The organism is Ruegeria sp. YTSA105 (assembly GCF_059610225.1).
On record NZ_JBXWNE010000010.1, the window covers coordinates 1 to 22,199 of the forward strand.

At 52.3% G+C, this 22,199-nt stretch carries 21 protein-coding genes and 3 tRNA genes; 14 read left to right on the forward strand and 10 right to left on the reverse strand.

Translation table 11 applies throughout. The annotated features are described in order from the left end of the window. Nucleotides 1-133: 133 nt before the first annotated feature. Nucleotides 134-508: a hypothetical protein gene (locus AC2FH2_RS13310; protein ID WP_282027770.1), complete on the reverse strand. Its 375-nt coding sequence runs from the start codon at nt 506-508 to the stop codon at nt 134-136. A gap of 91 nt (nt 509-599) precedes the next feature. Between AC2FH2_RS13310 and AC2FH2_RS13315 the strand changes: the two genes are divergently transcribed. Further along, nucleotides 600-1,358: an alpha/beta fold hydrolase gene (locus AC2FH2_RS13315; RefSeq protein WP_142638214.1), complete on the forward strand. Its 759-nt coding sequence runs from the start codon at nt 600-602 to the stop codon at nt 1,356-1,358. 48 nt (nt 1,359-1,406) lie between these two features. On the opposite strand, the gene AC2FH2_RS13320 is transcribed toward AC2FH2_RS13315, so the two are convergent. The 3 genes from AC2FH2_RS13320 to AC2FH2_RS13330 all read right to left on the reverse strand — a co-directional run bounded on the left by AC2FH2_RS13320 (nt 1,407) and on the right by AC2FH2_RS13330 (nt 2,416). Next, nucleotides 1,407-1,778 carry a rhodanese-like domain-containing protein gene (locus AC2FH2_RS13320; protein WP_142638196.1) on the reverse strand — a complete coding sequence of 124 codons (372 nt, stop codon included), beginning with the start codon at nt 1,776-1,778 and terminating at the stop codon, nt 1,407-1,409. A 225-nt stretch (nt 1,779-2,003) separates the two neighbouring features. Then, nucleotides 2,004-2,089, reverse strand: a tRNA-Leu gene (locus AC2FH2_RS13325). A 239-nt stretch (nt 2,090-2,328) separates the two neighbouring features. Further along, nucleotides 2,329-2,416: transfer RNA gene (locus tag AC2FH2_RS13330), tRNA-Thr, on the reverse strand. 231 nt (nt 2,417-2,647) lie between these two features. Between AC2FH2_RS13330 and AC2FH2_RS13335 the strand changes: the two genes are divergently transcribed. From AC2FH2_RS13335 to AC2FH2_RS13355, 5 genes are all read left to right on the forward strand, one after another. After that, nucleotides 2,648-3,814: a tyrosine-type recombinase/integrase gene (locus AC2FH2_RS13335; protein ID WP_496823912.1), complete on the forward strand. Its 1,167-nt coding sequence runs from the start codon at nt 2,648-2,650 to the stop codon at nt 3,812-3,814. After that, complete coding sequence (locus AC2FH2_RS13340) at nt 3,811-4,476, forward strand: hypothetical protein (RefSeq protein ID WP_496823914.1); 666 nt, start codon at nt 3,811-3,813, stop codon at nt 4,474-4,476. The genes AC2FH2_RS13335 and AC2FH2_RS13340 overlap by 4 nt, the downstream gene beginning before the upstream one ends. 270 nt (nt 4,477-4,746) lie before the next feature. Then, nucleotides 4,747-4,935, forward strand: coding sequence for a helix-turn-helix transcriptional regulator (locus tag AC2FH2_RS13345; RefSeq protein WP_496823916.1), 189 nt, complete (start codon nt 4,747-4,749; stop codon nt 4,933-4,935). Between the two features lies 1 nt (nt 4,936). Next, nucleotides 4,937-5,866: a hypothetical protein gene (locus AC2FH2_RS13350; RefSeq protein WP_496823918.1), complete on the forward strand. Its 930-nt coding sequence runs from the start codon at nt 4,937-4,939 to the stop codon at nt 5,864-5,866. A 152-nt stretch (nt 5,867-6,018) separates the two neighbouring features. After that, on the forward strand, nt 6,019-8,649 hold the full coding sequence (locus AC2FH2_RS13355) for a DUF5906 domain-containing protein (RefSeq protein ID WP_496823920.1): 2,631 nt from the start codon (nt 6,019-6,021) through the stop codon (nt 8,647-8,649). A gap of 203 nt (nt 8,650-8,852) precedes the next feature. Here AC2FH2_RS13355 and AC2FH2_RS13360 read toward each other — a convergent pair whose 3' ends face one another. Beyond that, complete coding sequence (locus tag AC2FH2_RS13360) at nt 8,853-10,127, reverse strand: hypothetical protein (RefSeq protein WP_496823922.1); 1,275 nt, start codon at nt 10,125-10,127, stop codon at nt 8,853-8,855. A 152-nt stretch (nt 10,128-10,279) separates the two neighbouring features. Beyond that, a complete protein-coding gene (locus AC2FH2_RS13365) occupies nt 10,280-10,954 on the reverse strand; it encodes a hypothetical protein (protein ID WP_496823924.1) in 675 nt (224 codons plus the stop codon). Between the two features lie 143 nt (nt 10,955-11,097). On the opposite strand from AC2FH2_RS13365, the gene AC2FH2_RS13370 reads away from it, so the two are divergent. Both AC2FH2_RS13370 and AC2FH2_RS13375 read left to right on the forward strand, forming a co-directional pair. Continuing rightward, entirely contained in the window at nt 11,098-11,520 is a 423-nt protein-coding gene (locus AC2FH2_RS13370; protein WP_496823926.1) for a hypothetical protein, read from the forward strand. Nucleotides 11,521-11,684: 164 nt separating this feature from the next. Continuing rightward, entirely contained in the window at nt 11,685-16,187 is a 4,503-nt protein-coding gene (locus tag AC2FH2_RS13375; protein ID WP_496823928.1) for an NACHT domain-containing protein, read from the forward strand. Between the two features lie 402 nt (nt 16,188-16,589). Here AC2FH2_RS13375 and AC2FH2_RS13380 read toward each other — a convergent pair. Beyond that, nucleotides 16,590-16,665: transfer RNA gene (locus tag AC2FH2_RS13380), tRNA-Thr, on the reverse strand. Between the two features lie 499 nt (nt 16,666-17,164). Between AC2FH2_RS13380 and AC2FH2_RS13385 the strand changes: the two genes are divergently transcribed. Then, nucleotides 17,165-17,722, forward strand: coding sequence for a hypothetical protein (locus AC2FH2_RS13385; protein WP_281973223.1), 558 nt, complete (start codon nt 17,165-17,167; stop codon nt 17,720-17,722). A 22-nt stretch (nt 17,723-17,744) separates the two neighbouring features. Here AC2FH2_RS13385 and AC2FH2_RS13390 read toward each other — a convergent pair whose 3' ends face one another. Then, complete coding sequence (locus AC2FH2_RS13390; protein ID WP_142638157.1) at nt 17,745-18,011, reverse strand: DUF2312 domain-containing protein; 267 nt, start codon at nt 18,009-18,011, stop codon at nt 17,745-17,747. Nucleotides 18,012-18,173: 162 nt separating this feature from the next. Here AC2FH2_RS13390 and AC2FH2_RS13395 point away from each other — a divergent pair, with 162 nt between their 5' ends. Next, nucleotides 18,174-18,392, forward strand: a complete 219-nt coding sequence (locus AC2FH2_RS13395) for a carboxymuconolactone decarboxylase family protein (RefSeq protein ID WP_142638212.1) — start codon at nt 18,174-18,176, stop codon at nt 18,390-18,392. Between the two features lie 9 nt (nt 18,393-18,401). Here AC2FH2_RS13395 and AC2FH2_RS13400 read toward each other — a convergent pair whose 3' ends face one another. Continuing rightward, nucleotides 18,402-18,617, reverse strand: a complete 216-nt coding sequence (locus tag AC2FH2_RS13400; protein WP_496823930.1) for a hypothetical protein — start codon at nt 18,615-18,617, stop codon at nt 18,402-18,404. 246 nt (nt 18,618-18,863) lie between these two features. Here AC2FH2_RS13400 and AC2FH2_RS13405 point away from each other — a divergent pair, with 246 nt between their 5' ends. Genes AC2FH2_RS13405 through AC2FH2_RS13420 form a run of 4 tightly spaced genes read left to right on the forward strand, consistent with a single transcriptional unit; the run spans nt 18,864 to nt 21,057 of the window. Beyond that, the gene (locus tag AC2FH2_RS13405) at nt 18,864-19,727 is read left to right on the forward strand and encodes an MBL fold metallo-hydrolase (RefSeq protein WP_496823932.1); all 864 of its coding nucleotides are present in this window, start codon (nt 18,864-18,866) and stop codon (nt 19,725-19,727) included. Nucleotides 19,728-19,762: 35 nt separating this feature from the next. Further along, nucleotides 19,763-20,185 carry a YeeE/YedE family protein gene (locus AC2FH2_RS13410; protein WP_142638151.1) on the forward strand — a complete coding sequence of 141 codons (423 nt, stop codon included), beginning with the start codon at nt 19,763-19,765 and terminating at the stop codon, nt 20,183-20,185. Further along, a complete protein-coding gene (locus tag AC2FH2_RS13415) occupies nt 20,185-20,616 on the forward strand; it encodes a DUF6691 family protein (RefSeq protein WP_142638149.1) in 432 nt (143 codons plus the stop codon). Before AC2FH2_RS13410 ends, AC2FH2_RS13415 begins: the two co-directional genes overlap by 1 nt. A gap of 9 nt (nt 20,617-20,625) precedes the next feature. Next, complete coding sequence (locus AC2FH2_RS13420) at nt 20,626-21,057, forward strand: protein tyrosine phosphatase family protein (protein WP_142638147.1); 432 nt, start codon at nt 20,626-20,628, stop codon at nt 21,055-21,057. An 8-nt stretch (nt 21,058-21,065) separates the two neighbouring features. On the opposite strand, the gene AC2FH2_RS13425 is transcribed toward AC2FH2_RS13420, so the two are convergent. Next, nucleotides 21,066-22,184 carry a FliM/FliN family flagellar motor C-terminal domain-containing protein gene (locus AC2FH2_RS13425; RefSeq protein WP_496823934.1) on the reverse strand — a complete coding sequence of 373 codons (1,119 nt, stop codon included), beginning with the start codon at nt 22,182-22,184 and terminating at the stop codon, nt 21,066-21,068. Between the last annotated feature and the right edge of the window lie 15 nt (nt 22,185-22,199).

Below are 22,199 nucleotides of genomic sequence, written 5' to 3' on the forward strand. Positions count from 1 at the left end.
ACGGTGAGGTCGAGGCCAAAGTCAAAGCCGAAGTCGCAAACCTCTGCGCCAGATTCCCTATCTATCCAAACTTGTAAGAATTCAGTCATCCAAGAAACAAAACGGCGCCAATCCGGCGCCGTTTTTTTTGTGGTCAGATAAGCCCCTGCCACAACATGAAGATCAGCAACAAAGCAGAAAAGGCCAACAGGTTAAAAGTCAGCCCGCCCAGCATTCCCAGAAACCACCCCATCCGCCGATCCGCCAAATTGATGCCCCCCAGATGTTTTTGAACCTCTTCCGAGGCCTGGATCAGTTTTGGATTGTCCAGCACAAGTCGCAGTTTTGGATGGGCCGCCATCTGCTCTGCTTGAGCCAGGACCATTGCCTGTTTGTATATCCGGCGCGGCAGTTGCCTTTTGGCCTTTTTGACCGAGGCGGTCAGCGTTTTGTCGCGCACACCCAACTTGTCACGCAACAGCTGTATGGTCTGCGCAATTTGGATTTGTATATCTGTGTCTTGCGGCATGCTGCGGCCTCCTGAGCTGACAGTTTACCCATGTGGAATAGGAGCCACAATGGGGCTGGCCGTTTCAGATTGCGGCGGGTATCACGGCTATATGCTGAACACGATCATACATGGTGAACCAACCGACAAGCCCCCTTTGCTGATCGCCCATGGCCTATATGGCTCGGCCCGGAACTGGGGGGTCATCGCCCGCCGGCTATCTGACGAGCGGCAAGTTGTGGCGGTTGATATGCGCAACCACGCAAACAGCATGTGGACGCATGACCATGGGTATTCCGATCTGGCGAATGATCTGGCCGAAGTTATCGACCAGTTCGGCGGACAGGCAGATGTCGTCGGACATTCGATGGGCGGCAAGGCATCCATGACTTTAGCCCTGCTGCACAGCGCGAAGCTGCGCAAACTGGTGGTGGCAGACATCGCCCCGGTGGCCTATAGCCACAGTCAGATTCAGTTTATTGAAGCGATGCGCGCGGTGGACCTTTCCCGGGTCGAGCGTCGCTCGGACGCTGAACAACAACTGGCCGACAACGGAGTCGAAAAAGCCCTTCAGAGCTTTTTCACGCAGTCACTCGACATCAACGGACAGCGTTGGCTTTTGAACCTGGATACTTTGGCCTCTGAAATGCCCAAGATCATGGGCTTTCCTGAAATAGACGCATCCTGGGGTGGTCAAACACTGTTTTTGTCCGGGGGGGAGTCCGACTATGTGCTGCCTGAACATCGCTCTGTGATCCGCGGAATGTTCCCTTCGGCACGTTTTGCAAAAATACCTGGTGCAGGACATTGGTTGCATGCGGAAAAACCGCGTGAGTTCGAGGCCGCCGTCAGGACGTTCCTCAACGCCTGACCTGACCTTTCGAACGATCACAGCTCGGGTTCTGGCGTTTCCTATTGGCTAGGCGACTTCGCCCCCGCCATTCACCCAATCGACCAAGCCACCCAGGTTATAGACCTGCTCATACCCCATGTCCTGCAACAGTTTTCCCGCAAGGGCAGCGCGGCCACCCGAGGCACAATACAAGACAATTGGGCGATCTTTGCGAAGCTCTGGATCATGTGATTGCAGAGTGTCATCGGCCCGAAATTCCAACATACCGCGCGGGATATGATGTGACCCCGAAGCACGCCCTGTCTGCTGCAATTCCGCTGCATCGCGGATGTCCAGAAGCAGGCCACCTCGCTCCAGGATCTCGACCGCTTTGGCTCTCTGGATTCGCTCGACGGTGGAGTTCGCAGCTTCCATCATTTGTTTTACGGTCAACGGCATATGGTGTCTCCTGAAGAAATTTACGGGATGCTAACATGCAGGAACTGGAAGGTGTAGCCTGACAGGCCCTCACCTTAGACTGGATAGATATTGGACATTTAATGCAGGACACCGATTTTTGCGCTGGACCAATCCCGGTATTCAATTCCCGCCGAACCCGAACCAAAGCAAATCGGGAGAGGTTCTGCTGCATCGAGACTTGAAAATCAATCAGGCTGGCAGAGGTGGTGCGGGCGGTGGGACTCGAACCCACACGGGCATACGCCCTTCAGATTTTAAGTCTGATATGTCTACCATTCCATCACGCCCGCACAGCGCGTTGGGCCAGTTTTTAGGCTGAAAGCACCAGTAAGGCCATAAGGCTATGAACACAATGCGTTTCGCCGATGCAACTTGCGGAAATTCAATCGCCGCCTTTGACCACCACCCCATTTACGCAGGTCATCAGAAAAAGTCCTCGGAAAAACTCTTCGTTACGCAATTCGCCTGCGCTGTCCCAATCATTCTGACTTTTGGAAAATCAAGAAATAGAAAGAATCTTAGAGTGAAATGGTGCCCCCACACGGACTCGAACCGCGGACCTACTGATTACAAATCAAGTAGCAAGGGTGTTGCAAAGGCGTGCGAACCATTGCGATGCGTTGCATCTAAGAGATTGATTTCATTATATTAACGGTGCCATCCGCATTGCGAGGCGTTATCATTCGTTACATGCGAATGCGACGCGTGATTTGTGAAATTGTCTGCCATATGTCTGACAGCAGCACAGGAAAAGTGATCTTATTTCTTGTTGATGCGCAGATCCCCGTCGCCCTACGGATGAAGAGGCCAGACCAGAAATAGGTCGGCCAGTTTGAAAGGGTTTGGATATGGTTGAACGTGTCAGATTGACGGATCGCTCGGTTGCTGCGCTCAAGGCGCGGGACAAGCGCTATGATGTATCGGACAGCCTGCGGGTCGGTCTTCGCGTTCGAGTAACCCCAACCGGGATTAAAACTTGGGTGTTTGAAAAGCGCATTCGTGGCGGTCCCCTGCGTAGCCACACTCTTGGTCGTTTTCCTGCCATCAGCCTGTCTGAGGCACGGGAGAAAGCAATCGCGCTTGAGAAAGAGGCCATGGAAGGCGTCGACCGCAAGGCCGAGCAAATCCGCAACACAACGGTCGCCACAGTTTTGGACGCTTACAAGACGCTTCATCTCGACAACCTAAAATCTGGCGCTGAGCGTTACCGCCAGTTACAGGCCGCATTGGCTGACCATCTGACCAAACCGATTTCCAAGCTGACCCGACGCGATATGCAGGCTTTCATTGACGCGACCGCAGCAAGTGCTCCGATCCATGCAAACCGGTACAAGGCGGCTTTGAGTGCATTCGGCAAGTTCGCATGGCAACGGTCATATACGGATGAAAACATTGGCGCAGGTTTGTCCAACGCAGTGCGGGAAAAACCACGCGACCGGGTTTTGACGCTGGACGAAATCCGCGCCATCTATGACGCCGCCGAGTTCCTTAGCCCCCTGTGGACACCGATAGTTCGCCTGCTCATCCTGACCGCGCAACGCCGCTCGGATATTGCCCACCTACGCTGGTCTGAGGTCGAACTGGAGAAGCAGCGCTTTACCCTGCCTGCTGCTCGCACCAAATCAGGGCGCGCCCATATCGTTCACTTATCAGAGACTGCACTGGCGGAACTGCCAGAGCAAGGCGATTGGGATTTGCTTTTCACGACCACAGGAAACAGCCCGGTTTCGGGGTTCAGCAAGATGAAGCGGGAACTGGACAAACTTCTGCCTGATCTTGAGCCTTGGCGGTTTCATGATTTCCGCACATCCTTTGCAACAGTAATGGCGGAATCCGGGGCCAATGAAGGTGTGGTGGATCGCATCCTCAATCACGCCGCCACAGGGTCGGCGGCGTCAGCGGTCGCGCGGGTTTACAACATGTCCAGCCAATTGCCCCAGCGCGCCAAGGTACTGGATGATTGGGCCGCATTGATCACGCAGCGGGAAACCAATGTTGTGAGGTTGGCAGTATGAACCGCGAAAAACATTTGTCCGCAGCCGAATGGGTGCGGGGCGAGCTGAACCGGATGTTCCCAACGATAGTTTTGGATAGGCCGACGGACTATTCGGTTGAAAACCTGTCAGATAGCCCCAGAGAAACAAAGGTTATTGAACCCAGCATCGGCGCAATTCGTTCCGACGACGTTTTATTGCTCCGTGAACTTGGCTATCCGGCAATTCCAGATCGGCTAAGGGCTTTCAACGATTACTGCGAACTCGACCATGATGCACAAGGAAACATCGTCCGCAGCTTGTTAGCCGCAGGCAAGACAAACAAAGTTATTTGGGAAGAAGCCACAATCTTGGTCGAGCATATGGAAGCGATGTTCGAACGGGGGTTTGAACATCCCCACTATCGGGATGTCTTCTTCGAGTTTCATCACCTTAAACCGAAACGGTTTCCCAAACTCTGTCATCCCCAAAAGGATCAGCGAACTCGGATGATTATAAACCTAGTTGGGGGCGTTCATTCGATATTCGGCATTCCTGTTTGGCACGATGGCTGCAACGATAAAACGGTTTGCAGTTCTTCCATCGTCGCTGATGTTTGGTCGGCATATTTTCCGAAAGAAAACATCAGCCCCCGGACCGTCAAAGACATGTATTACCCAACTACGCGAAAGCGGGCTGCGTGACGTGCGACACGACGCGCAGTTCGCGTTGTTGCTAGGTTCACAAGGCGACTACGTCCACAAACGTCCCGACATACACGACTCCCCCAGAACCGCCTTACAACGCTGAATCTGAAGGCATTGAGCGGGGCGCGGAAGACATTACGCCTCGCCCTGTCGTGACCAACTGCTACTGAAAATTCTGTACGAACATAGCGTCGCGTTATTCGCGTCAAGGCCATCGCGGGTCGCCCTTGTTACGTTGATTGCAGAACAGCAATTGAGGGCGACACAATGGACGAGATCAGACTTCTCCGGCGTCAGCAGGTTGTCGATTTGACGGGTCTGTCCGTCTCGACCCTGTACGCGAAAATCCGAAACAACGAATTTCCCAAACCGCTCAAGACGAGCGCAAACACCGTGGCGTGGCGATATTCAGACGTCGCGGCGTGGGTAAAATCACTCCAAGAAGTGGAACGCTGAAATGACCGAGGCAATTACGAAAGAACTGAACTTGAGCGGCGAGATTAAGCGGGCTTTGAAAACCCATGGTAAGTCCTTCACGCCAGACGCGGTTCAACACCTCACCGACGAAACCAAGTCCCTCATTGGCGATCTGGAAGGCGAAATTAACGAAAAACAGAAGGTTGTCCGGGACATCACCACCGAAGACGACGACCGCGAAAGTGCAAAACGTGATCTGTTAGCGTTGCAAGGGCAACTGGACATGTTCAGCGATGCCTTGCCACGATTGGAGGAATTGCATCGGCTGGTCACTGTCCGGGTGCGCGATGAACAGCAAAAGCGCGACTACACGGCGCTGCAAAAGGAGGGTGCTGAACTGCACACCTTGATGCGTGAGTTTATGCAAGCTTGTCCCGGTTTCGCGCGACTGTTGGCTCGCACGGCGCGGTATCACGATGCCATCCGCCGTTTCAATCAGCCACCACAGGCAGGCCACCAGTTCATCAACCCGAAAGATCGACTGGAAAGCAAATATGAGCCGCTGCCTCATATCGCCCCTGACGCCTTTGTCCGCCAATCCGTTATATGCGACATGACCGGGGCTGTTCTGTATTCTGGCGCTACACCCAAGGCCAGCCACCCAGCCCCGATGGCGGCAAACCCTGTGGACACCGTTAAACACGCCTCCGAAATTGAGCAGGTAAAGCAGGCTCGGGAAATGCAATCCCATGCCCAGAATCGTCTCAAGGCGTTCGCTGTGACGGCTCAGGCGCAAGGCGTTACAATTGAGACTGTAGCGTCATGGCAAAACATGAACGACGTGGACCTGAAACGAGTCCAAGAACAGGCTAACGGCAAGTTCTTGGCAGAGGCACAGCGCGAACTTGAAAAAGCCATTGGCGCGGAACAGCCCCCTGCGAAGAAGGACGGGCCGAGCGGTGGGCATTGAGCCTGTATCGCCCTCAAAAATAGGCTCGCTGACAAACGATCAGCGGGCCTAGTTCAAAATTCTTAACCTTTCCAAAGATCTATCGCCTGACCTGTGGATCAAGCAGACACATGTCAGACAATAGGCCCAATTTCGCATCTCAAGAGGTCAAAATGGCCAAGCTCACCCCCGTCTTTGACGCGTCCAATGTCACGCCCTTCCCGCATGACACTACAACCCGGTTTGCGAAAATTCCGGAAAAGATGCGCGACGGTAAATGGTGGATGGTCGCGCGTGCCGGGACCAAGAAGCCGTGCCGTATCGTTGACGGCAAGGTGCTTCCGGGCAGTTGGAACAACCCGGATCATCACTGCACGTTCGATACCGCAGTTGAAATGATCAGATGTGAACCCTCGTTGAATCTGGCGCTAATACTTGGCTTTGAAAATGACTTCGTTTGTTTTGATGTCGATCCGCTTGAGAAGGTGGCCAAAGAACACTTGGAAGAAGCAATCACAGTTCGAACAAAGATTAAACTTGCCCTGTCCGATGTCACCTATTGCGAAACCTCTATGTCCGGGGCCGGTTTACATTACATCGGCAGAGCGCCTGACCTAACCGAAGAAGAAAGAGCAACCCACAAAGCCCGGCATTCGAAATACAATATTGACCTCCTGATGCGGCACACACTGATTTTGACCGGGAATTGCCTCAGTACTAATTCACTCGCAGACATAGGCAAGGAAACCGCACAGGCGCTGCAGGCGTTCCGAAAGACTAACGTTCCTGCGCTTTCTTCATCTCTGGCCAAAGTTACTCCGGCGCACTGCACTGAAGCCCGGTTGCAGGCCATCATAGGCGGCAGCGTTCACGGTGATGCATTCCGCACAGGCTCCAACCTGCGAAACGGATGGTCAGACGTTATGACAGCGGTCACCAACACCGCCGCGCAATTCTGCACAGATGAGCAGACTGTCTATCGCGTCCTCTCACGTAGCGGCCTTGTCCAGCTCGCCGAATCATCGGCCAGTGGCGAAAGCCGAGTGGACAAGTTCAGCCGACTGTGGCCTAGCGAATGGCCCAAAGCCCTCGCGACCACAGAGCAGTCACGGTGCGAACGATCTCAGGAAGTGACATTAGCACCAAGGGTTTCACTCGCAAACTTCTGGGATCAAACTCTTTTCGTCAAACGCATGGTGGAAAATCGCGCGGCTATGTTGGTTTCGCAGGCGCTGATGAACAAATCCGAGCCAGCCACTTTCGCTCCTTATTTCCTCTATATGCGTCCAGAACGTGCCAACGCGCTGCAAGACGATTTGAAAGATGCAGATGACGACTTCGGGGCCAAGCTGATGGAGGCCAGAATGCAATCGTCTCGATTGGACAAATCCGCCGTCACTATCTTGGACGACTGTATCAACGATATGATTGCCAAAGAGGCAAAGATCTGCAGACAAACACGTATCAAATGGTACAACGAAAACTACTATCTGATTGAGAACCACGGCGGCACACCAATGGTGTTCGAAGACAGGTTCGATCCCTTCAATGGTTCACAAATCAGCTGGCGGATGCCGCAGTTCTGCCAAGCAAAATCTTACGATGACATGTTCTGTGGCTGGGATATCGACAAGAATGTGCCGATCATCAAACCAGCCGCTGGCGAATGGTGCAAATCCGACAAGGCGCGTCGCTACGTCAAACAAGAAATGCGATATGACACTCTGAACCGCACCATTTCGACCGACACTGGCAGCATCCTCAACACCTTTAGAGGATGGGCGACGATGCCGGTCATGGGCGAGTGGCCCGCGATATCCTATCTGATCCGAGAGGTGATTTGCGCCAGCAACAAACAAGCCTCCGAGTATTTGTTGAATTACCTCGCCCACTTGATTCAGAAGCCCATGCATCTGCCGGGAACGGCAATCATCCTACAAAGCGAAGAACAGGGTACAGGAAAGTCCACATTCATGGACCTACTGCGAGAGCTTCTTGGTGAGCGGTACTGTGCCACAACCGCAGATGCCAATACGCTGGTTGGTCAGTTCAACAGCAGCGCCAAAGAGAAGATCCTGCTGCATTTTGAAGAGGCCGTTGCTCCGAATGATAGGGCTGTGGAAAGCAAGGTTAAGGCGCTCATCACCAACAAAACTATGACCTACAATGCAAAGGGGATTGCCGCGGTTGAGGCGCGGAATTGCGCGAGGGTGTTCATGACATCTAACGCATCGCAGGTCGCTCATATCGCCCGTCACGACCGCCGTATGCTCGTGTTGGTCGTTTCCCCACGCCATGCGAAAGACTGGGATTATTGGGGGCAATTCAGACGGCAGTATCCAGATGAGCTGGAAGCACTCATGCATGCTCTGCAAACCCGTGATATTTCTGCATTCAACCCGGGTGCTATCCCCCACACTCAAGGCCGTGATGATCAGAAGCTTGAATCCGCGGTTGGGCCAGAGCGGGTTCTGCGTGACTTGTTGGAAACTGGCGTTCTGCCGCCATGTTCACGCAATGTCGGCGGAGCATGGGAAGTGCGAACTAAGGCGCTCGCTGAGCATTTTCGAAGTTTTAGCATTCGTGTTGGATCAAATGCCCCGCAGCCTGCAAGGGTGTTGAAACCGATTACCCTGATACCGGGCCGCAATCGCACCATGTCTGTGAGCGGCGATACGGCACAGACACACAGAGTAATTACCATCCCGGCCCTACAAGCTGCACGCTCGGCCTTCCTCCAGCACATGAATGTCGCTGCGCATGATTGGGGCGACGCCGACCACGCGGATTGGTCCTTGTCATGACCCCCATATGGGTGGGGGTGGGGGCCGCAAGAAGCGTAAGGTCTCGAATTACACTTGAACGGGTTTTACGGTGGTAGTCACACATCGTATAGCAAACCGGTGACCTGCCATTCATCGCCGTTGGTGCCACTTTCCAAAGATAAAGCAGTTCTTTGCGGAAGCGCAAAAAACCTCCACCCAGAATACACAGCGACTAGATGCTTTTATAGAGAACGTAAAACTGAGCTTGACCTAATGAGCGCATTTTGAGCAACAAATTGCATCAAGTCTATATAGGCCCAAAGTTCGTCCTCTGCTGTTGAGAATGGCAGAAGCATCTCTGATCGAGTACTGTCCGAGTCATTTTTTGTATGAACGATGCGGCAACGGATATCATATAACAGATCAGCGATGTCCGGGCGATGATCGTGGTCTTTTCTGTTTAGGTTTACCGTCTTGTCAGTTATACCTCTTTGTTTCTTTCCTACGATTGCAGCGATATCTTCATTATCTTCAAAAAATTGCGAAACATCGTCCAAGGACAAGACTTCCGAGACGGTTGCCTTCATTTGCTCGCGCTCGCTACTTCCAACACGACCGTTTCCAGAAATTGAGGCAATGAGTTTTGTGAGGTCGGACTCTCGGTCCACTCTAAAAGTGGGGTGTTTTAGAATCTTCCTTGCGCTTCTTACGGCCTCTAGTTTTGCGAAATTGGGGAAATAATACTCGGCAACTTGATAATATGCCAAAAACTGCAGTAGCGGCATCCCCCGTGCACTCTTCCCATACCAGTATAGTGAGATTGGTGCGTTGTCGTACTCGAAATCAGGAAATTGTAGTTTTGCAACTTCGCCGGCACTCGAGATTTTGCGTCTGATTGGTCGACGCCTACGAAGTGATTTTCTTAACGAAAGAGTGACCCCTCGCTCCAAATCCAGTTGAAAGAATAACGAATTCGAAACAGTCTCAAGTGCATTGAGCGCAGAGCCGTACTTATGGGAGCCGTCAAGAAAAAGCTTAAGGCTCAATGGATTACGCCTACCGGGCCTCGAAGTCAAAACTTGTAATTCTCGGGTGCCCTGGGAAATTTCCAGTCTAACCCCGCCCGGACCTTCAGCGCGCAAAGCGAACTCTTCGATTTCATCTTCACCTTCTTCATCGTCACCTGTGGGTAGCGGAGAGAACCCAAGCCTTCTTTCAATCATTGACGGTCCCATTGGGTCGCGTGATGAAAGGGCTACTTCAATTTCTCCTTTTTCAAGATCCGCTATCGCATCATAGTCACCCAGAAAGGAAAAACGCTCGAATTCAACCGTTAGAAACTCTTCCGCTTTCTCGGCTGATGAAACTGGGATACGCCTTGGCTCCTTTCCTGCTGGCATCAAGAGGTAATTCCAAGTTCTCATTTCGTCTTCGTATTGAACTTCACGACATTCAGTTTTTAGACCTGCCTCTTTAGCCCGATGCAACAGTGTTTCGATTGGGTTTGTAGCAGTCATAAAATCTTCCTTGTGAACTAAACGGTCGTATTGTTCTGGGTATGTGGTGTTTCATACGTTCACCCATCACAGTATACAATCAGTCTTGTGATTGAGACGACTAAGTACACATTCACACGGGATCCGGTCAGCGTCAGCTTAGTGAAACACATTCAACTCAAATGACAGTTCCTACCGGTGTCATAAGCTCCGAGATGCTCAATCTTGGCATCAGATCCCCGTGGGTCATTGCCTCGCTCAAACATGACCATCGGATTCAAGTGCATAAGCCTTGTCAGGGTCTTCCTTAGCATCAAAAGGTGAATGTCTTTGCTATATCCCTCAACTGATGGATGCAAAGTTGAAATCCTGCTGCCGATGAAGTTGTATGCAGCGTTAGCAATTGTGGAGACTTTCGTAGGGCGATCCTGCTTAAGCAATGTTGCTAGAGCATTTCGCTCGTAGGGATTTGTGCCATCATGCATGCGTGAATAGTCGATCTTGGCAAGCTTGCGGCCCATGTCGGGTTTCCACAGATGAGCGTGAAACTTGGGTTTGCGCCCGCTTCCATCCATCACATAGACAAGCGCATGGCTGATCTGAATATTGAGGTCGATTTCGCTCCACTTCGGGCAACTGTCTTGCATATCTGCCAATGCCAACTCGAAATCGTTGAACGCGTAGTACTTGCGGCCATAGAGAGGGTTGGACAACAGTGAACCTCCCTCAGCAGGTCTTCCGTACAAGCGAAAAGCACCGAAAACGCGGTCATTTCTCATTGCGTGGTTCAGGTCAAACCGCATCTTCTTTTCATCAAATTCCAACCCCTCAGGCACCGCGCTGATCATGATCTCACCCTCATTGTTGAACTTCCACCAATGTATTTGGCTTTCACGCTCAACCCAATGAAAAATAAGATGCTTTTGCGTCTTCGATAATTTGCGTCAGGTCGTATTGCGGCCCAGTGCGCGGAGCTCACATCTGTTTTACAATGACCCTCAAAACGATGGAGGCAGCTGCAATGACCCCTGAAGAAGAAGCCAAAGTGTGCCATGCATTGACTCTGAGGGCGCAAGGCGGTGATGCTGACGCAGCACGTATTTTGTTCAGCGAGAAATCGAAGCGTATTCGTCCCGTCAAATTCAGCGATTGCGAAACCCTGGATCAGCTGAAACGGGCATTCGAGCAGTACATGGCCCAAGCCGACATTACCAAGGCTGAGTCTGAGCATGCAACTAAGGCCTTCGACCGTTTATTCAAACTGATGGTCGCGCAGGAAGAGGTCAGAGTTCTACACAGCAAGGAGTTAGGTCGAGTGTCCGGTCTGATGCTAGTCCCAGTCATATCAACGACCGACTGGGAAGCCGAAGCGCTGCGCTCGCAGACCGCGTTGAAACTTCACGCGCGACACTGAGTTTGTCCACACATCGCGGTTATCGGTGGACAACTAGGATCAATTTTCAAGCCCAGTATGACGAGCACAGCAGATATTGAAACCATCAAGCCGCACCGAACTCCCAAAAAATCAATCAACCACTTCAACTTGCAGCAGAAAACTTATACTTTTCTGCAAGCTAGTTGCCCTCAACCAATTGTTTGTTGGGAAGCGTCATCGAATATCGGAGTTTCAATTTAATGGTGTCAAACGTCGCTGTCGCACGCCGGTTCGCACGCGCCGACAAACAAGAACTTAGAGACCCCGATTATTTATCTTACTTCGGTTCAGAACCCGATGGTGTCTACAAGTGGCCTGACCTCTTGGAACAAACCCCCTTGGTTGTCTTGGGTGAGGGGCGTTCGGGCAAGACATACGAGTTTGAAAGGCAAGTGGATTTACTGCGCAAGTCCGGAAGTTTTGCGTTTTTCGTTCCACTGGAGCTATTGCATGACGAAAATTTCGAAGACGCGTTGACTGAGAAAGATGCCGTGGCATTCGAGGCTTGGAAGGGAAGTCCTACGGCTACCGCCTATTTCTTCTTAGATGCCTTAGATGAACTAAAACTCAGAGAGGGTTCGCTGCGCACGGCGGTCAAGAAGCTCCATTCAGCTTGTGAACCGCACTTTGCACGAATGAATTTGGTGCTTTCCTGTCGACCTGCCGATTGGCAGTCCCAAATCGACAGCCAGCAATTAGAGCCGTTTTGCGTGGCTCGGAATTCGTTTAGTCCCGCCTCAGAATTAAGAAACATCCCGGAGGCGGTGGGTCAGAGCGGTAGCAGCCACTCTGACCCATTTGGGTGCTTGAGACGCATTGCCGGTCGGTTGTTAATAGGGCTAAAACGCACCTTTTCTTCACGTGGATCAAATCCAATTGATGAAAAAGACCACGGTAGTGAAGCCTATTTTCTGCAGGTGGTTTCGAAATCGGGATCAGTGCAAGGGAAAGTCAGCTCCGAAACAGAGCCCGAAAACAAGAATGAGAACATCTCGCCGTTCATCGTCACGCTTTTACCTCTTAGCCAAGCCGAGGTAAGAGATTTCGCTCAAAACTATTCTCCGAATTTTGCCGATAATTTTTGCACCCATTTGGAAGCACATGATTTTTGGCATCTTTACCGACTGCCTGCTGAGATCATTGATGCTTTAGATCAGCTTGCTACCGGCGTTCCATTGGGTTCTTTAGAAGATCAGCTGAAGCTAGGCATTCAGCGAAAACTACGGGAAGAACAACCAAATAAACCTCGAGCACTGAGCGCTGAGAAAGCCCAGCATGGTGCCGAACGAATTGCACTAGCCATGTTTCTGCTAAAGAGGCGTACGCTAAATGTCGAGAAGAGCGACAGTCCTGACGCGCTGGATGTAGGGGACATCCTGACGGACTGGACGCCTGATCAACAAAAGGAGCTTATTGGGAAAACCCTATTCGACCCGAGTGGTGTTGGCTCAGTGCGGTTCCACCATCGGTCAACACAAGAATATCTGGCAGCAACGCGACTGCATCGTTTACGTGAAGATGGCATGCACGAACGCGACCTATTCGCTCTCTTGTTTGGCGAAGTCGGTGGCGAAGCGGTTGTCAAACCAAGCATTGCCCCGGTAGCTGCTTGGTTGGCCCTATGGCATGCCGACATTCGAAGGACCTTGTTGCAACGAGAGCCGGGGTTGCTGTTTCAGCAAGGGCTACCGAGTGCACTATCATTGGACATCCGAGCCGAAGTTTTGCGTGGATATACACTTCAATACTCCGGAAAAGGTTGGTGTCGTTCTGGCATTGGGCATCAAGAACTCAGGCGTGTCGCTCACGCAAGCCTTGGTGCCGTCGTTCGCGAACTTTGGGAGGATGCTTGTACCGGTCATGACAGCTTGGAACTCCTGCTTGAATTGATTTGGCTTGGACCGATGCCGGACTGTACAGATTTGGCACTGACAGCAGCATTGGATCAAAACTTAGACGCGTATCATCGAATCTACGCATCGCGAGGTGTCCTTGTTGCCGGAACATCGGATCAAAAACGCACTCTCGCAGAAGCGGTCCTAAACAGGGTCTTACCACAGCGGGTTATCAGGAACATTCTACCAGAAATGGTGCCAAACCTTATAAACTCAGAGGCGTTCTTGACACTTATCGATGGTTTAGATGTCGTTCCAAACTCTGTTCATGGTTTGAATTATACGATTTATCAGACCGTCAAAAACGACCAACTCAGCCAAGAAGAACAAGCCGTTTTGCGGGATCGATTAGCCGATGGAATTTGGGCATCGCGCGGAGACGATTGCCGAATGTATCAAGCGCACGCGGAAAAGGATCACTATCAGGATGGACTCATTGCGTGTTGTCAAACGACGGTCCCAACAGAGACAGAAGATCCCTCAGCTTGGGCACGGGCGCTTTCCATCGCCATCCACTTCGGAGAGCGATACGAAAGCATCATTGCGGAGAAGGAAACGAAAGCAATTTGGTCAGCACTTGGAGCGAACTCCAGACTTCGAGAGGCCTATTTTTGGGCGTGCCTGCATTTAGCGGATGAGATGGAGGGGAATGAAGATGATTGGCCACGTTTTATTAGGGCCACGTCGGATAGTAGACGGTCGCTCCGTTATGACACCAGTGACCAAGCTTGGCTGCTTGAGGCAGTTGCACCAGACGCTGACAGAAACCGTAGGGGCGTAGCGTTCCATGCAATCACACAGTTTTTCGACATTAAAGAAGATCAAGCTCTTTCCGAGACGTTGCAATACCGGGTGGAAGATAGGCAAGATTGGACTGAAACCATTTATCGCATATTGAACCCACAGCCTCGGGAACTCGACGAATTTGATCTTGAAATGCAGGCTCGTGACGCCGAACGCGAGACAGAGGAATCCGAACGTGTCGCCGGATGGCTTGAATGGCGGTCTGAAGTTCTGAATGATCCCGAATACCTCTTGAATGGTGAGCGTCGGCTCGGTGTTTTGTACGACGCACAGAAAGTCACAAGTCAGGCTGTCGACAGAGATAGCACTTGGGGGCATTGGGATAGTGCAACGATTGCCCGAACGCTCGGGAATGACTTTCTGGAATGCTATCGCCGCGAACTGTCAGTATTCTGGCGGTCAACCGACGTTCAGCTCCGGAGCGAGCGGGCGCAAGAGCAACGCAATAGCTACCCCCAGAGTTGGTTGCTTGCTCTGGTCGCAGTGAAATCTGAGGCAGAAACAATTGGTTGGGCAAAATCCCTTTCCTACGATGAAGCGACTAGAGCTGCGCGGATTGCATGCATCGAACTGAATGGCTTTGGCGGATACATGGCGACGTTGGACGAGGTGCATCCACAAGCTGTGGCTGACGTGGTTGCCGGTGAGGCTTTTGCTCAACTAGAACAGCTGGAAGAAGTGGGACAGGCCGAAATGTTCCATGATGTACTGTATAACGGAACTGGAAATATGAAGACCGCAGTGGCGGTTCGAGTAGCGCCACACATAGCGGACTTTGTTTCAGCGGAACAGGAAGGGGCAAAAAGTGCTCTGGAGTATGCCATTCGCATAATTGCTGAAGATGGGAACCCCGAGGCTTGCACCTTGGCAATCAGGTCTCTCGAGCAACAACTCGAACAGAGTGCAATTCTACCTACTGACTTTGTACTTTCGCTCATGGCAATGCTGGATCCCGAAACCGGGTGCCAACGCCTCTTACTTGAAACAGAGAATTTAGGAACAGCGGAAAGCATTGAGAATGCTATCAATGCATTTGCCAATGTGTTTGGCGATAGGCACACCCGACGGGTGCCAGACTTGGCCAAGATTCCCGAAGAACGTCGTGTGCCGCTTCTGAGAAATCTAGTGTTACGTGCTTACCAAACTGTTCGCCGAGAAGATGATGTCGAGCATGAAGGCACATATACGCCAGATTTGCGTGACAACGCACAAGACGCAAGATCGTTTCTGCTTGAGTCTCTCCTCAATACCAAATTGCCTGAAACTTTAGCTGTCATTCATGAATTGGCCGACCAGCCCGAATTTGGGCATATGCCAGATCGACTGCGTCAAATGGCTTATGAAATTGCAGCTCAGATGAGTGACGTGACACCGCATCCGCTAACCGCCTTTCAAGCAATGGATCGGGAGGGTGCTTTCATACCGTTCGACAATAGATCACTGCTGACAGCAATGATGACGAGACTAGACTCGTTTGAACACGATGTCCTGCATGCTGACGATACGCCTATCGAAGCTCTGCGTCGCTTGGATCAGGAAACCGATTTACGCAGATCCATCGCAAACTGGTTGCGCGGTCGAGATCGAGGTGTCTTCGATTTTACGCAAGAGGCTGTCGTGATTGACGAAAACCGTACGGACATCCGTTTCCACCCTCACGCTATGCAAGGCTATGCCACTGTGGAGTTGAAACGAGAAGTTTGGAGCGTACCACAGTTGGAAGACGCGCTTGTCAATCAATTGGTTGGCCAATATTTGCAACACGAAATGTGTCGAACCGGCTGCCTACTTATTTGCCAAGCGAATGGAAAGCGTTGGCAACATCCTGATACCAACGCATGGATGTCTCTTCCGGAGGTGGTCAGCCATTTGAATTCTATGGCGAGGCAGATAATGACGTCGCGCCCAGAACTACATATAGCTGTAAAGGGCATTGACTATTCTTGAGTAAAAGCCTTGCAATTTGGCAATGATTACAGAAAATCCACATAGGTGAGCGCCATATTTATGTTTAAAAGCAATAATTTGATATCAAAATACAAGAAACTCTGAGCTTCTTATACGACTTCATTCGTCACCTTTTGTGCCCGATTCCTGTGTTGAAATCTGATGTCTCATTAAACAACGTATTTTCATATCAAAGCATATCAAGATATTGAAAATAAAAACAAAAACTGGGTACGAGAACTGGCTCCCAATCTACTAGAACGTATCGAACATGTCAGACTGATGTGGCGCAGGGCACTCGGGGCCTGAATCGCAGAATGTCTGCTATATGTCTGACTGCGCAATGGGCAGTAAACTCGCGCGGCCAGACGCTGCGCAACGCATTGTTTTTTATTGGAAAAGTGGTGCCCCCACACGGACTCGAACCGCGGACCTACTGATTACAAATCAGTTGCTCTACCAGCTGAGCTATAGGGGCACTTGGTGTCGATTAATGCCTCTTGTTACGGACTTCAAGACAGAATTTTGCCGCCGCTTAACGATTTTCTGTATTCATGGCACTGGGTCTGGCCCAGAGATTTTACTCCGCCTGGTTTGACTGTGCGGAGTACAGCCTGTAACCCAACAGATAATGTGCACGAACGCGAGGGTAAAAACCGAATATGCAGGTTGCAATCCACGCAGGTGCTGCGTTCACCGATGAAGGTCTCGTATTGCGGTCCCTTCAACGCAACACCGGCGCGTTGCATCAAAATGGTGCATCCGTATTTGGCCCGCGCCGTTATCGGCAAATTTTCGAACCCGCCTTTGCTGCCATTGAAAACCAGGATGAAATCGGTGCCGCAAAGGAAATGCTTCGGGCTGGGTTGCGATCGGCTCCGAAGGTCGATCGTTTGATTTACTCATGCGCCAGCTTTGCAGGCGATGTTGGAAATGCACTGGACGACGGGCAGCTATACCCAAATGCGGGACGCCGAATGGAGTTGCTTGAAAAGTCCTTTCCTGACCACGAAATTGAGCTTTGTATGGGTTTTTTAAGCCCTGGCAGATTTATTCCCAAAGCTCTGATGTCGCTACCTGAACAGAGTCGCCTCGACAAAATGCGAAGTACCGATATCAGCTGCCTCAGCTGGATCAGCATGGTCGAGGACATCAGAGATCTTGCGCCCAATGTCAAAATCACACTCTGGAGCAATGAGGACGCACCTCTGATCTGGGGAGATATAATCCGTGCAATCGCGGCCCTCCCCCCGGACAACACGCTGGTTGACGAGTTTGATTTACTGCTGTCACTTCTAGACGATTCAGGCAAATCCAAAGGTCTGGCATTGATTGATCAAAGCCTGGAACAGGACGAACATTTGCGTGACGACCTTGCCACGGTTTTGGAGGAACACGCCAAAACCGAGCTCACAACAGAAGAGCTTGATCTGCCAGATTGGAGCATGGAAATCGTCGACGCGTTTGCAGAATTATATGCGCAGGACATGGACCGACTTGAGTCCATGCCCGGAGTGCAGGTTCTAAGACCTTGAGTCTATAGCGGGAAAGCAGCCGTTACATTCCCAGCGCTTCTTTGTACATTTCCAACACCGCCTCTTCCTCGGCAATGTCGTCTTTGTCACGTTTGCGCAATGCGATCACTTTCCGCATCACCTTGGTGTCGTAGCCCCGCGCTTTTGCCTCGGCCATCACTTCTTTTTGTTGCTCCGCCAAATCTTTCTTTTCCGCATCCAGACGCTCGATCCGTTCGATGAACTGGCGCAACTCACCCGCGGTTACACGGTAATTCGCGGCGGCCTGATCTTCGGTATTCTCTTCCATCTAAGTCTCTCCCGGAGGCTGGTTTGTCATGCTGAAAAGGTGGGCAACAAGCGGGATACATCGGTGCGAGCCAAGCCGCAAGCATGCAAAAAACCAGTCTCGCTTGTGCGGGCCAGCGCTATCAGTTAAGCGCTCATGTCAGACGCTGAAAAATGGAAAACGATGTTCGAATTCATCACCTGGGGCGGTGCCGCCCTGTCACTTATCGGCCTGGCTGGGCTGGTTTGGTGCATTCTGCATGTCATGAAAGCCCGCAAATCCGGCCTGTCTGACGATGAACTGCGCGCCGTTGTTCAACGGGTGCTGCCCTGGAACATGGGCGCGCTCTTTTTGTCGGTGATAGGTCTTATGCTGGTTATACTTGGAATCTCGTTCGGTTGACTGCGGCTATCATACCGGCAGATTGTCGAAACGCGCTTCGATAACGTCCTCGCACAGGGCCGCATCCAGACGGCGCAGGCGCGCAGGAACCTCAACACCCTGCAGACGCATCTTCTCGATGACCTTTGTGACACTGGGCTGAAGGGCAAGGCGGGTATCAACACTGGCGCCCTTCAGTTTTTTCTCAAGTTGTTCGGCTTCGGAATACAAATCGATTCTCGGCATATCCATCCTCCCAAATGTCATCAGTTACCTATAGTTTAGTAACGGTTTTAAGACTTACATCACTCGGTTATTCTATCGCGCGAAAATTCGCCCGACCGCCCCCTAACATCGGCGCGCTTTCGCAGGATGCCTGAATTTTAGCCCGACTTTGCCGCTTCTGCCTTGACCGGCATCAAATCACCAAATGTTGATTGCTTCACATTCCGTTATTAATATATGACTAAGACCTAACCGGCGGAGGAAACCATGACGCCCAAAGTGAAAGCATTTTTTGACGCCGAGACATTCACGGTGTCTTATCTGGTTCAGGATCCTGAAGGCGATGCCTGCGCGATCATAGATAGTGTTCTGGATTTCGATCACGCATCCGGCCGGACCAATACGCGATCTGCGGATGAGATCATCGGATATGTCCAATCCAATTCGTTGCGAACCGAATGGATTCTGGAAAGCCATGTCCATGCCGACCACCTTTCAGCAGCCCCCTATTTGCAGCAGAAACTCGGAGGCAAGATTGGCATCGGTGATCAAATCGTCGCCATCCAGGAAACTTTCGGGAAAATTTTCAACGAGGGTACCGAGTTTCAGCGCGATGGTAGCCAGTTCGACGCCTTGTTCCGCGACGGCGACGGATTTCATGTCGGTCAAATGAAAGGGGACGTCTTGCACACCCCCGGGCATACGCCCGCCTGCATGACCTATGTCATCGGCGACGCGGCATTTGTCGGAGACACGCTGTTCATGCCGGATTTTGGCACCGCGCGATGCGACTTTCCCGGCGGATCGTCCGGAGATTTGTACAACTCGATCCAAAGGATCCTTTCACTGCCGGATGCGACACGCATCTTTGTCGGGCATGACTACAAAGCTCCTGGGCGGGACGAGTTTGCGTGGGAAACAACTGTTGAAGAGCAAAAGGCCTTGAACGTGCATATCGGGCAAGGTCGACCTATCGAGGAATTCGTTGAAATGCGCGACGCCCGCGATGCCACTTTGGCCATGCCGCGGCTGATCCTGCCCTCTTTACAAGTCAATATGCGGGCGGGTCAGATGCCGCCTGAGGATGAGAATGGCGACGTGTTCCTGAAACTACCAGTGAACAAACTTTAGACGGCTAGAGCCGAACTTCTTGGGGGAACAAATCAGTGTATTCAGAATGGATATGGGGACTGGTAGGCGGCCTGTTGATTGGTCTTGGCGCAGCAGTTTACCTGCTTGGAAACGGTCGTGTAATGGGGGCGAGCGGTATCCTGGGAGGGCTTGTCGATCGCTCTGACCGCTCGGCCGAGCGGCTGTATTTCCTCGCTGGGATGATTGGGACGCCGTTGATGCTAAGCCTGTTTTTGTCGCCGGGGCCGCAGACAAACCTGACCTCGAATTTGACGGTTGTGATCGGGGCTGGGCTGCTTGTCGGTATCGGGACACGAATTGCCAACGGGTGCACCTCTGGACATGGGGTGTGCGGCATTTCCCGGTTTTCGGTGCGCGGGATCGTGGCAACGATCCTTTACATTGCGGCCGGGGCAGTGACGCTGGCCTTGTTTCGCCATGTCTGGGGGTTGATCTGATGCGCAATCTGATATCGCTTCTTTCGGGCTCTTTGTTCGGAGCAGGCCTGTTGATTTCCGGCATGACTGACACAACCAAGGTGCAGGGGTGGCTGGATATTTTCGGCAACTGGGATCCGACACTCGCATTTGTGATGGGGGGAGCCATTGTGCCCATGATGATCGCATGGAGGCTGGTTCCAGATCGCAAACCGCTGTCGGGTGGGAATTTCCCGACAATGGTGCAGCATGAACTGGATCGCCGCCTTATCATCGGATCGGTCATGTTTGGCATGGGATGGGGATTAGCGGGACTGTGTCCCGGTCCAGCCATCGCGTCTCTTACGTATGGCGGAACCGGAGGCGTTGTGTTTCTGATTTCCATGCTCGCAGGGATGTATGCCGCTCCTGCCGTAGGTGCAAAACTGGACAGAACCGTAAACGCGACCTAAGCAGTAGCCATGGAGATTCGACCGATAACCCCCCGCTATGCCGTCTCGCCGCAAATTTCGGTCGAGGATGTTCCCACTATTGTCGAGGCAGGCTTTGTCAAAGTGATCTGCAACCGGCCGAACAGCGAAGTTCCCGAGGATCTCCAGTCAGATGCTATCGGACAGGCCGTGCGTGCTGCCGGGTTGGAATACGAAGTGCTAGAGCTGACGCATCAGACCATGACGCCCGAAAACGTCTCCTTGCAACGTGACCTGGCAGAATCCTGTGCCGGTCCGGTTCTCGCATATTGTGCATCGGGCACGCGTTGTTCTGTGATCTGGGCATTGGGGCAGTGCGAAAGCATGAGCACCGAAGACATCCTTCAGGCGACGACCAAGGCAGGCTATGCGTTGGACAACCTGCGTCCAACCTTGGAAGAAATACGCAGATCAGTGACTTGAGCCGTCTGCTAACTGCCTTTCAGCGCGCTTTCATCCCCAGATAAACCAGCCAGTTGAGATATCTCGGCAACCATGTGTTCCGAATTCTCGAGGTTCAATTCTGTCCCCTCTAGGCCCAGCGCGCCGCGGGAAAATGGCATTGTTTCCTGCCCGTGTTCGGTTGGCCCCTCTTCGTGTATACTGGCTGAACTCGCCTCAAGGAACTCATTTGCTTCGGGCTGGGAAAATGTCTGAGTTTGGTAGGTTTCGTTCAGGCGCACCGCACGCAGTCCTCCGCATTGGCCGAGCCGTCCGATCGCGGCCCGGCTGCGGTCGATCGCCACAATCTCGGTACGATCCAGCCGCGCCCCGATCAATGGCAACACATCCCCCACCGCCAGTTCTGTCAGCGTCGCCAGGGACAAGGGCATCCGGCAGACCACCGTATTCAAATCTGCTCTCAACACGCCCGATGCCTGATCAAGCCTGCCCTCTGGCTCATCATGAATCACCTCCGTCTCGGCCGTTTCAGCCGGTCGGATAGGCAACAGTACTGAAAGCTGACCTTGTCTCAGCCCACCGCCAAGTTCGACTGTCAGTTCAAAAACTCGGTATTCCTCTTCCACCATCGCCAGGGTCAAAGTTCGCAGATCCGCAAGGCGCGAAGCATATTCAAAACCGATCAGGCACATGCGGTCACTCGCCGTTTCGACAAGTGATGCCGCGCGGGACAGCCCCTCTTCGATCCAAGGGGACACCATGGCCGCGTCCGTATCGGTGAACCCCCGCGCAGAAGGCGCTCCCGGCATCACCTCGCCTATTGTCTGAGCCTGCACGACAGCCGACACTAACCCTATATCCATGCAGATCGCAGCCAAGCTGCTGTCTGAGCCTGAAAAGAGCAGCAATATCCAATCCTCATCCAAAGACTGTGTCAGCCCACCTGGTGGCCGACAGGATTGTTTGGCGCCGATTACCGACAACGGCAGCTGCAAACGATCTTCTGCCGCGCGAGCAAAAGCCAGACGCAGCGCACGGAGGATCGAGCGAGGCTTGTCACCCTTTTCCTCCTGACTGATCGAAAGCTTGCGCGCCAGAGCCGCGCTGACAGATTGCGTCATGCCTAAAACCGCTGATTGTTCCTGCATTCTCTTTCAGGTCTA